General features: G+C 35.7%; 12 protein-coding genes. 7 read left to right on the top strand and 5 right to left on the bottom strand.

What is annotated here, in order from left to right; all coding sequences use genetic code 11:
• Positions 1 to 368 precede the first annotated feature (368 nt).
• The 4 genes from IC610_RS09360 to IC610_RS09345 all read right to left on the bottom strand — a co-directional run bounded on the left by IC610_RS09360 (position 369) and on the right by IC610_RS09345 (position 2,268).
• Positions 369 to 818, bottom strand: a complete 450-nt coding sequence (locus tag IC610_RS09360; RefSeq protein WP_056076987.1) for a hypothetical protein — start codon at positions 816 to 818, stop codon at positions 369 to 371.
• Between the two features lie 79 nt (positions 819 to 897).
• Positions 898 to 1,122, bottom strand: coding sequence for a hypothetical protein (locus IC610_RS09355; protein ID WP_056076985.1), 225 nt, complete (start codon positions 1,120 to 1,122; stop codon positions 898 to 900).
• A gap of 151 nt (positions 1,123 to 1,273) precedes the next feature.
• Positions 1,274 to 1,807: an SRPBCC family protein gene (locus IC610_RS09350; protein ID WP_191736620.1), complete on the bottom strand. Its 534-nt coding sequence runs from the start codon at positions 1,805 to 1,807 to the stop codon at positions 1,274 to 1,276.
• Between the two features lie 107 nt (positions 1,808 to 1,914).
• Positions 1,915 to 2,268, bottom strand: a complete 354-nt coding sequence (locus IC610_RS09345) for a nuclear transport factor 2 family protein (RefSeq protein WP_228462895.1) — start codon at positions 2,266 to 2,268, stop codon at positions 1,915 to 1,917.
• A gap of 181 nt (positions 2,269 to 2,449) precedes the next feature.
• On the opposite strand from IC610_RS09345, the gene IC610_RS09340 reads away from it, so the two are divergent.
• The 7 genes from IC610_RS09340 (at position 2,450) to IC610_RS09310 (ending at position 10,507) form a co-directional block, all read left to right on the top strand.
• On the top strand, positions 2,450 to 4,522 hold the full coding sequence (locus tag IC610_RS09340; protein WP_191736619.1) for a M3 family metallopeptidase: 2,073 nt from the start codon (positions 2,450 to 2,452) through the stop codon (positions 4,520 to 4,522).
• 99 nt (positions 4,523 to 4,621) lie between these two features.
• On the top strand, positions 4,622 to 5,287 hold the full coding sequence (locus tag IC610_RS09335) for a hypothetical protein (RefSeq protein ID WP_191736618.1): 666 nt from the start codon (positions 4,622 to 4,624) through the stop codon (positions 5,285 to 5,287).
• Entirely contained in the window at positions 5,287 to 5,823 is a 537-nt protein-coding gene (locus IC610_RS09330; RefSeq protein ID WP_191736617.1) for a GNAT family N-acetyltransferase, read from the top strand. Before IC610_RS09335 ends, IC610_RS09330 begins: the two co-directional genes overlap by 1 nt.
• A gap of 44 nt (positions 5,824 to 5,867) precedes the next feature.
• On the top strand, positions 5,868 to 6,251 hold the full coding sequence (locus IC610_RS09325) for a tetratricopeptide repeat protein (protein ID WP_191736616.1): 384 nt from the start codon (positions 5,868 to 5,870) through the stop codon (positions 6,249 to 6,251).
• A gap of 35 nt (positions 6,252 to 6,286) precedes the next feature.
• Complete coding sequence (locus IC610_RS09320) at positions 6,287 to 6,757, top strand: hypothetical protein (RefSeq protein WP_191736615.1); 471 nt, start codon at positions 6,287 to 6,289, stop codon at positions 6,755 to 6,757.
• Between the two features lie 153 nt (positions 6,758 to 6,910).
• Positions 6,911 to 9,514, top strand: coding sequence for an alanine--tRNA ligase (gene alaS, locus IC610_RS09315; protein WP_191736614.1), 2,604 nt, complete (start codon positions 6,911 to 6,913; stop codon positions 9,512 to 9,514).
• A gap of 9 nt (positions 9,515 to 9,523) precedes the next feature.
• Entirely contained in the window at positions 9,524 to 10,507 is a 984-nt protein-coding gene (locus tag IC610_RS09310; RefSeq protein ID WP_191736613.1) for a hypothetical protein, read from the top strand.
• 47 nt (positions 10,508 to 10,554) lie between these two features.
• Here IC610_RS09310 and IC610_RS09305 read toward each other — a convergent pair whose 3' ends face one another.
• Positions 10,555 to 11,037 carry a hypothetical protein gene (locus IC610_RS09305; RefSeq protein WP_191736612.1) on the bottom strand — a complete coding sequence of 161 codons (483 nt, stop codon included), beginning with the start codon at positions 11,035 to 11,037 and terminating at the stop codon, positions 10,555 to 10,557.
• Between the last annotated feature and the right edge of the window lie 126 nt (positions 11,038 to 11,163).

Below are 11,163 nucleotides of genomic sequence, written 5' to 3'. Positions count from 1 at the left end.
TGCGTAGCAAAATTAAACAGCACTGCTCTTTCCCCAAAATTTTTAGTAATAATTTTCTGTGAATTTTCCTTTCAAATGCCACGTATGCACGAATATCAATTTTTACTGGTGAAAATATTCGTTCATTTTATGCCGTCTATTTGCCTTTTTTCACTTTGATATTTCAATGATTTACATCAACGGATATTGTTGTTCAACTTCTTCGGAGCTGGCTCACTTTATTGAAAAGTGTTTTTTTTGATTTAGATCTTTTATACTTCTCATCTTCACTTAAATCTTCTTACTTTTCCCTTAGCTTTTCAACCTGGCTCTTTTTACTTTTGCCTTGGCTCTTCAACCTGACTCCTTTTACTTCTGCCTTGGCTCTTTTACATCACTTCTTCAATCTTCTGATGAATTTTATTCAGAGTAAACTCTTCACCGGCCTTCATACCAATGATTTTCTGAGCCATCGGACTTTCGGGGGAAATGGCGTAGAAACGGTCGCCTTCGAAGAAAAATTCACCCAGAGAAACTGAAATGTAGAAACGGGCTTTGTTGGTGATGACAAGCGAACCTAATTTTGCGTGTTCAGAGGCCGAATTTAAAACCTTTTTCATCTGCTGCTGCATATTTTTAAGATTCGCCATCTGCTTATCCAAATGATAAATTTCCTCCTGCATTTCTTCACGGATGGAATCATATTTCGAAGTTTTTTTGATTTCCCGGCTGGCTTCCAGCGTAAAATTCAGATAAAACTCCAGTGTTTTTACTTTTCCGGAAATCATGTCCCGCACAAAAATTCTTAATTCATTTTTATTGTAAACCGCCTTCTGCATACATCTTGATCTTTTACCTAAAGATAATATTTTTTTAAATAATCAAAAACCGCTCCTGAAAGAAACGGTTTTTAAATTTTTACTTGGGCTTGTTCTCCTGGTAATCAATAACGTCATATTTTTTCTGATCAGTATCTCTTCTTTTCTCAAGCTGCTGTACATTCTTCTGTATATCACTTTGACTGCCTTCCAGATAATTTTTATCCTGATAATCAGCATTTGTTTCTTTTCCAGGCGTCGCTGTACATGATGTAACAAAAAATCCCAGACAAACAGATAAAAACAACATGTATTCTTTTCTCATAAATTATTTTTTTTCAAAGATATATTTTATCTTATTTCACTTAAAAAATTTAACTAAAGATTATAAATTCAAAACAACTCATTAATAATCTTTAACAAAGAAACTGCTTTCAAAATCTGAAAACAGTTTCTTACAGTATTTTGCCTTAGTTTTATTTTTCAGCCAAAGCTTTCAGTTTTTTAAAACCCTCATCGTAAGATTTTCCCATCTGATAATCCATCATCGGTCGCATAATTTTCATCCAGGTTTCCTGTTTCGTATCCATACTCCACGTTACTTTTGTAGCGTTTCCTTCAGAAGTCAAAACGATATCAGACAAAGCCTGTCCTTCAAAAGGTCTTTTAAAAATCATTTCAGTACGCTGCCTTTCGTTGGCAACATTTTCTTTAATTTCCTGACAACCGGCTCCCGCATCATCATTTTTGCTGTCCCAACAGTATTTATCTCCCGCTTCTCCCGAAGTTCCGGTATAAGTAACCTGCATGTTTTTATCCAAATCCATCCACGGATTCCACTGGTTGAAAGCTTTCATTGAGCTGATGTGCTGCCAGACTTTTTCTTTCGGAGCATTAATCACCATCGATTTTTCGTAGTGATATTCGTTACTGAAAGTCAGCATCGCAACTACTCCGTACATTACAAACAAGAGGACAAGCCCACCAATAATTTTTAAAAATGTTTTCATAGATAGTTTTTTAATATTTCTTTTAATTATATTGAGATTAATTCATCTGAAAATTATGATAAATTGGATTTAAAGCCAACCGCTGAAAGCTATTTGCCAATAGCCATCTACTTTTTCTGCATTAAATAAGACACCAGTTTTTTGATCAATTCGTTTTCCATTTCAAAGACATCGCAGAAATCGGCGTTGAGAACATCTCCGTTTTTGAACTTTCCAACTACATTTCCTTCCGCAATGACTACATCATTTTCTTCCGTCATTCTGAAAACCGTGATTTTTGGCTTTCCGGTAAAGTTTTCGTTTTCAATCTCGCTATCGAATTCCTTTTTTCCGTGATGCTGGTAAACTCCGGGCATTTCCCAGATCACATTTTCGGTGAGACAGCTCAGAATCATTTCATGGTCGCTTTCCTGAAAGGCATCCATGTATTTCTGAACTGTGATTTTGTTTTGAGTCATCATTATGTTTAATATGAATTTTCGGAATCAAAATTAAACAATTGCCGGAAAAAAACATCTTCGCCTATGACAAGAAAAAAAAGACAATTGGAATTTTTGTCATACTTTATTCGCGGGCATTCTTTTTGCGCCAGACATGTTTGATTCATTTCAATTAATTAAATTTACCATTAAAAATAATTCAATGTCTATTTTAACAGAAAAATTCAACACACCATATCATTCAGCGCCATTTGATCAGATTAAAAATGAAGATTATCTTTCGGCTTTTAAAGAATTAATTCAGAAATCTGAAGCGGAAATCGACGCCATTGTTAATAATTCAGAGGAACCGACTTTTGAAAATACCATCGAAGCCTTAGCTTTTTCGGGTGAGCAACTGGACAGAGCTTCCAACATTTTTTTTAATTTAAATTCAGCTGAAACGAATGACGAATTACAAAAAATCGCGCAGGAAGTTTCTCCAATCTTAACTGAATATTCTTCAAAAATTTCTCAGAACGAAGCTTTATTTAACAGAATTAAAAAAGTTTACGACCAAAAAGAAAAATATAGTCTGAACGAAGAACAACAGATGCTTTTGGATGAGACGTATAAAGGTTTTGTAAGAAGCGGAGCCCTTTTAAATGAAGAAGACAAAGAGAAATTAAAGAAAATCAGCATGGATCTATCTTTAAAATCACTTCAGTTCGGACAGAATGTGTTGGCTTCAACAAACAATTATTTTAAACACATCACCAACAAAGAAGATTTAGCCGGAATTCCCGAAGCGATCACTGAACAGTACGCAGAAGAAGCCAAGGAAAAAAATCTAGAAGGCTGGGTGGTCACTTTGCAGTATCCAAGCTACATCCCTTTTATGACTTATGCTGAAAACCGGGAATTGAGAAAAGAACTGGCTTTGGCCAACGGTAAAAAATCTTTCGATGGAGGAGAATTTGATAATCAGAATTTAATTAAAGAATTGCTGAATTTAAAACAGCAAAAAGCCGAACTTTTAGGATATAAAAATTATGCAGATTACGTTCTGGAAGAAAGAATGGCAAAATCTCCAACCAAGGTTCTGGATTTTCTGAATGAACTTTTAACGAAAGCAAAACCATACGCAGAAAAAGAGATTGAGGAATTAAAATCTTTGGCAAAAGCTGACGGAATCGAAGAAATGCAGGGTTATGACCACGCGTTTTATGCAGAAAAACTTCGCAAAGCAAAATATGATTTAAATGATGAAGAACTGAAACCTTATTTCCCGTTGGAGCAGGTTCAGGAAGCTGTGTTCGGATTGTCTAAAAAACTTTTCGGACTGACTTTCGTGGAGAAAAATGACGTTCCGAAATACCATGAAGATGTGAAAGTGTATGAGGTCTTCGAAAACCAAGAATCAGGTACAAATAGTCAAAAACCAACAATTAATAACGATCAACCATCAACCAGCTTCAAAGCCTTGCTTTACGTTGACTATTTTCCAAGAAAAGGGAAAAGAGCCGGTGCCTGGATGACGAGTTATAAAAATCAGTATCAGAAAGACGGTGAAAATTCACGTCCGCATATTTCTATTGTCTGTAATTTCAGCAAGCCGACGAAAGACACGCCGAGTTTACTGACTTTTCAGGAAGTGACAACGTTGTTCCACGAGTTTGGTCATGCGCTTCACGGAATGATGGCTGATACGCAATATCCGAATCTGTCAGGAACGTCTGTAAAATGGGATTTTGTGGAATTACCTTCTCAGTTTCTTGAAAATTTCTGTTATGAGCCGGAATTTCTAAAAACATTTGCCAAACATTATAAAACCGGCGAAGTTCTTCCCGATGAAAAAATTGAAAAGATCGAACAGTCGAAAAACTTCATGGAAGGTTACCAAACGATGAGACAGCTTGGTTTCGGGATTCTGGATATGAACTACCACACGAAAGTTGGAGATCTGGAAAATCTGAGTGTTAAAGAGTTTGAAGATTCTTACACAAAAGCGACACAGCTTTATCCTGTAAATCCTGAAACAGCAATGAGCCCGAGTTTCTCACATATTTTTCAGGGTGGATATTCTGCCGGATACTATTCTTACAAATGGGCAGAAGTTTTGGATGCCGACGCCTTCCAATATTTTAAAGAAACAGGAATTTTCAATCATGAAACGGCCGCAAAATTTAAGATTTTACTTTCTTCGGGAGGAACCAAAGATCCGATGGAACTGTATAAAAATTTCAGAGGAAGTGAACCGAAGGTGGAGAGTTTGCTGAAGAGGGCATTTGGGTAGAATTCTTTGAATCATAAATTAAACTCCAAAAGGTTAAGGCTTTTTGGAGTTTTTTACGAAAAAAAATTTATTTTAGTACCAATATAGCTCTAAATAAATATGTTTAATTTCTTTAAGAAAAAAGAGAGTAAAATAACCATTAATTCTATTTCTGTCCCTAATTTTGGATGGAATAAAGTAGAAGAAACCTCTTCCAGAATTGTTTGGGTAAATCCCGAAGAAAGTGTTTTGATTTCTTTAAATTTCTTTGATGTTCCGCCCGATATTCCTTCTGCAAAAAATTTAGACTTTTTGAGAAAATTTTACAGAAACTCAATCCCTGAAGCAAATGGAGGAATTGTAGAGGTATCACTTCTTACGATAAATAATGTTCCAAGCGTAAAAACTATTTTTAAAGTTCCTCAGCCGGAAGGTGGGATGACTTATATTGCTTCTGTAACGATTCCTTTCGAAAATTACAGTTGGGTAATAAAAATCCAAGCCGCAGAGATCGGAATTACAGGAGTAAGAGATGCAATTGTTTTGAATGAAATGTTACTAAGTGGCGAAGCAAACTTTGTGGATGAAAAGTTAGAAAACTGGTTTAAAGATCCTTATGAGCCCAATTTCAAAGAAGGAACATTAATGAACAAATCTGAGGAAGAGAAATATGATATCGATTTTCCTGATCATCCTTTATCTATAAGTAGAAAAAAGCTTAATGAAGCAGTTTCTCAAACAGTTTTTAAATCAGAAATAAATGAGCTTTCAGTTTTTAATAAATAATGAAATATCTTTTAACTAACCAAAAAACCCAAAGACTTTCCTTCCGAAATTTACAGCCCTCCGATTTCCAAGTCTGGCAAGAATTATTCAAAGACGAGCAAACCGCAAAAATGCTCGGAATGGAGAATTTCAAAACACCAGAAGAACGCTGTGACAAATGGTTTGAGTGGACTTTCCACCGTTATAAAAACAATCTTGGAGGACAAAACGTTTTAATCTCAAAAGAAACCAACGAACTCATAGGCCAGTGTGGTTTGCTTGTTCGTGAAGTTGAAAATGAGTTTGAGCTGGAAATTGCCTACTCTATTCTTCCTCAGTTTCGGGGAAAAGGTTTTGCCATTGAAGCTGCAAAAAAATGCAGAGATTTTGCTTTTGAGAATAATTTTCACAACCGCTTAATTTCAATCATCCATTCTGAAAATTCAAATTCAAAAAATGTAGCTTTGAAAAACGGGATGACTTTCAAAAAACAAATTGAATATTCAGGAAATAGGATGGATTTATTTCAAATTGAAAAATCAGATTGGCAAAAGTGAAATTAATTTGTAAATTGTGAAAAATCAATTCAGGGAACGATACAATGAAGAGCATCACTCAGAGATTAGAAAACGTAGTAAAACTTCAGGCCAAAAGATGGGAAAATGAAGATTATTGGGATGACATTAATGACCTGCTGATTAAAGAACTTGAAGATATCTTAACGCTTGAGCCTCAAAATTCTTCAGCATTAATCAACCTCGGTGCGGTGTTGTCTGATTCCGGCGAAAATGAAAATGCATTGAAAGTTCTTAAAACCGCTGTAGATCTGGGCTCCGAAGATAAAAATCTGTACACCAATATTGCCATCGTTATGGTTGATTTGGGAATGAATCCCGAACATTACCACGAATATTTGGAAACTGCCGAAAATTTCACCGAGAGTCCGCTTACTTTTAAGGCGTTTTTTGATCCGAATGCTTATTAAAAAAGGTTGATGTAATTTTAAATCCAACTTTAAAAATGAAACGTAAATATTTTGCATTTAAAATTGGTATCATTTTCACTATAGTGTCTCTTTTGCTGTCACTTACATTCGTAGTTCCCATATTTTCGGTTCTTCCCGCAACTGCCGTAGAAATTCTGGCTTCTGGATTAGTAGATAAAAATCCTTACAGCAATGTAGGAAAACTTGCAATTTTTATTTTAGTAACTATTTTATTGCTGTTTTTTTTCGTAATATTTAAAGTAATAAAAAATGAAGCAAAAAGACATTCAGATAAAAGCGGTTTTGAGATTTTATTCATCATGTCTATTTTTTACTTTATAATTCATCCTTTGGGATTCTATTTTTATTGGGGAGTATTTTTAAATTTTGAAAGCGATGGTCAGTTGATTTTCTCAGCAGTGGACAGTTTTCCATATTCCAGTCTTTCATTTATGGTATTAGGATTATTTATTGATAAAATTTGGGAAAGAAATCTAATACAATAACTTTCAATGTTTGTTTTTTTCTGACTTAGTTCTAAAATAATTTTCCGCCCTCAAAAACTTGGTTCTTTTTACTTTTTACTTGTCTCTTTTCATTAAATTTGCCCATCAAAAAAAAAGCTGAAAGCCAAAAGCATTTAGCCAAAAGCAACAAATATGACTTCACAGGAAATAAGACAACAGTTTTTAGACTTTTTTCAATCTAAACAACACCTCATCGTTCCTTCGGCGCCAATCGTGCTGAAAGACGATCCTACCCTGATGTTTTCCAACTCGGGAATGACGCAGTTTAAAGATTATTTTTTAGGATATAAAGAGCCTAAAGCCTCAAGAATTGCCGATACCCAAAAATGTTTAAGAGTTTCCGGAAAGCACAATGATCTGGATGATGTAGGTCGTGATACTTATCACCACACGATGTTTGAGATGTTGGGGAACTGGTCTTTCGGTGACTATTTCAAGAAAGAAGCCATCACGTGGGCCTGGGAACTGCTTACAGAAGTGTACGGAATTCCGAAAGAAAATCTGTACGTAACTATTTTCGAAGGTGACGCAAAAGAAAATCTTGAAAGAGATACCGAAGCTTACGATCTTTGGAAACAGTTCATTTCTGAAGACAGAATCATCAACGGAAACAAAAAAGACAATTTCTGGGAAATGGGTGCAAGCGGACCTTGCGGACCCTGTTCAGAAATTCATGTTGACCTGAGAAGTGAAGAAGAAAAAGCGAAAGTTTCCGGTCTTGAACTGGTAAATAACGACCATCCTCAGGTTGTGGAAATCTGGAATCTGGTTTTCATGCAGTTCAACCGAAAAGCAGATGGCTCCCTTGAAAATCTTCCTGCCAAACACATCGACACCGGAATGGGCTTCGAGCGTCTTTGCATGGCTTTACAGCAAAAAGAATCCAACTACGACACTGATGTTTTTACCCCTTTGATTGCTAAGGTGGAAGAACTTTCAGGAAAAAAATATACCGGAATTTTAACGGACGAAAAAGACATCGCCATCCGTGTTGTCGTAGACCACATCAGAGCAGTTTCATTTGCAATCGCTGACGGACAGCTGCCTTCCAACGGTGGTGCCGGTTATGTAATCAGAAGAATTTTAAGAAGAGGAATTTCTTACGCCTACAGATTTTTAGACAGAAAAGAACCTTTCCTATTTGAACTGGTGGCTGTTCTTCAAAACCAAATGGGAAAATTCTTCCCAGAGCTTGAAAAACAGGGCAAACTGGTTACTGAAGTGATTAAAAGTGAAGAAGAATCTTTCTTAAAAACAATTGAAACCGGTTTATTAAGAGTTGAAAAATTAATTCAGCAGACTATTTCTGAAGGTAAAAAAGTATTGCCGACAAATGAAGTTTTTGAACTGTATGACACGTACGGTTTCCCTGATGATTTAACTAGAATCATTGCTGAAGAAAAAGGTTTGTCAATCGATGAAGCAGGATTTGAAGATGCTTTGGATAAACAGAAACAGCGTTCTAAAAAAGACTCTGCTTCCAAAGTTTACGACTGGGTTGTTTTGGAAGAAAAGCCTGAAAACTTCGTAGGTTACGACCAAATTGAAACGGAAACCTATATCACAAGATACCGAAAAGTAGAAAACAAAGACGGCGAATTTTATCAGATCGTGCTGAGCAACTCCCCTTTCTATCCTGAAGGTGGTGGACAAATCGGTGATAAAGGTGTTCTTGAAAATGCCGTTGAAAGTTTTGAAGTTTTAGAAACCAAAAAGGAAAACGGATTGATTATTTCGTTAATCAACGGACTTCCGAAGGATGCCGGAGCGGTTTTCTATGCTAAAGTGAATGCAGCTGAAAGAAAAAATTCTCAGGCCAATCACTCTGTAACGCACTTACTGCACGAGGCTCTGAGAGAAGTTTTGGGAACTCATGTTGAACAGAAAGGTTCATTCGTCGGTCCTGAATATCTGCGTTTCGATTTCTCACATTTCAGCAAAATGACTGAGGAAGAACTGGCTTTGATTGAAGAGAAAGTCAATGCTAAGATTAAAGAAAATATTGCGCTTCAGGAATTCAGGAATATTCCGATTCAGGAGGCGATAGACAAAGGTGCGATGGCATTGTTTGGCGAAAAATATGGTGACAGCGTGAGAATGATTCAGTTTGGAACTTCGAAGGAACTCTGTGGTGGAACTCACGTGAAAAACACGAGCGAAATCGGTCATTTCAAAATCAATTCCGAAGCTTCTGCTGCTGCAGGAATCAGAAGAATTGAGGCGATTTCCGGAGACAAATCTGAGGAATATTTCAAAAATCTTGAAAAACAGGTTGCTGAACTTTCACAACTGCTGAAATCCAAAGACATTGTAAAATCGATTGAAAAACTGATAGATGAAAATGCAGCTTTAAAATCTGAAGTGGAATCTCTGAAAAAAGAAAAAGCCAAAGGCGAAATCGGCGACTGGAAAACTTCTTACGAACAGAAAGGTGACAAACTTCTTCTGGTAAAGAAAACCTCTCTGGATGCCGGTTCTGTAAAAGACATCGTCTTCCAGCTGAAGAAAGAAATCCCGACTTCTATCACGATTGTCTTATCCGATGCAGACGGAAAACCGATGATTACCATTGGTGTTTCTGATGACCTCGCAGGAGTTTATCAGGCCGGAGCACTGATTAAAGATTTAGCCAGAGAAATTCAGGGTGGCGGCGGCGGAAACCCAGGTTTCGCCACAGCAGGAGGAAAAAATCTGGATGGATTGGAAAATGCTTATCAAAAGGCTTTACTTCTATAATAATTTAAAATGTTGTTAAAAAAAGTCATTATACTTTCTACCACAATCCTCTTCTTGGGATTATCGGCGCAAAAAATTTCGTACGATATTCCTGAATTATTCAAAAATGAGATCAGTGATAAAAAATATAAAACAATCGCAAATCTGTCGGTTCGGGAAGTTTCGAAACGTGAAAAAGTAGTTTCTCTTGATGATGGAATAATAAAAACAGAATCAGGTTTTCAGGCTGGTTTAGATAACTTGCTTTCTAAATCTAAAAATGAGAATGATGACAAAGTTTTAGCTGCGATCGTAAAGGAACATTTCGATGGACTTTTTGATTCTATAGACTTTTCTAAATCACTGGATCTAAAAAACTATAATAAAGTAGAAGAATATTTAAGTCTTCGTATTTATCCTGAAGAATATTTTGAAGAATATTTTAAGCCGGAAAATGCAGTTTTCAGGAAAGATTTAGAAGGAACTGTCACGATGTTAATGCTTGATTTACCGACAGCTTTTACAAATGTCCAACGTAAAGAAATGTTTGATTTTTGGAAAAAAGACGAAAAAGAACTTTTTGCAATCGCTCAGCAAAACATCAATAAACAGACTGTAACAAAGCTCACGCAAGAAATTGATTTAGGAGGTTCAAAAATTGAAATAAGCTTTATTGAAAATGAAACTTATGCAGGCAGCTATGGTTTAGACTTACTGAATAATTCTAAAGATTTTGTAGGCGAATTGGGATCTGTTGTTGCTTTTCCAAATAAAGGCATTATTAATATTTGTAAAATCACTAAAGAAAAACCTGTTGATTTCGTTAGATTTATACAGGGAACAAAAGGTTTGATTCGTAAATTTCACGATGAGCATCCCTATCCCATTTCATCAGATTTTTTTTGGTACTATGACGGAAAATTCACAAAAATAATGGTCATTGAAAATCCTAACGGAAATATTGATGTTGTTTCACCACATGAACTTACACAACTACTGGTAAAACTGAAATAAAAAATTTTTAAAAGACATCCGCCTAAATACAGGCGGATTCTTTATTCTTACTTATTCTTAATCTCAACCACATAATTGTATTTTTCCATCTTTGAAACAATGGTTGCCATCTGAGCTTCAATGTTTTTTATTTTGCTGTTGCTTTTGGCGAGGTCGCGGTTGGCAGCTTCGGTTTCCTTCAGCAGTTTTGCTGTTTTCTTTGCATCTGCCGATGTGGTTTTAGGATCTGACGACGTGAATTTATCCGTTTTCTTATCCGATTTTTTGTTCAGCGAATTGACCTGAGCTTCCAGTTTTACGTTGTTCTGTCTTTCTTTTGCAAGATCCATACTTCTATCAAGCAACTGAGAATAGATTTTAAAAAGTTCCTGCTTCTGCTTAATTTCCTCGATGGTTTGCGCCTTCAACTGAGTACCGAAAATACCCATTGCCCCAAAAAATAAAATGGTGAATACTTTTTTGATCATTTTGTTATGTTTAAAAATTCCGGCAAAGTTAAGGAAGATTTTGGAAGCGGAGTTTATTGACATTTTATAAAAATTTTATAAGGGTTCTCTCTGTAAGATCGAGTATATTATATTCTTTATGTGAATGCGAATATTTATTAATGAGTAGTTCTAAATGATAAAAACTTGAAAAATCTAGGCTTTATCATA

It is taken from the genome of Chryseobacterium caseinilyticum, assembly GCF_014837145.1.
GTDB classification, from domain to species: domain Bacteria; phylum Bacteroidota; class Bacteroidia; order Flavobacteriales; family Weeksellaceae; genus Chryseobacterium; species Chryseobacterium caseinilyticum.
Note: the sequence above shows the minus strand (reverse complement) of the source record. Positions and strands in the feature narration are given on the sequence as shown.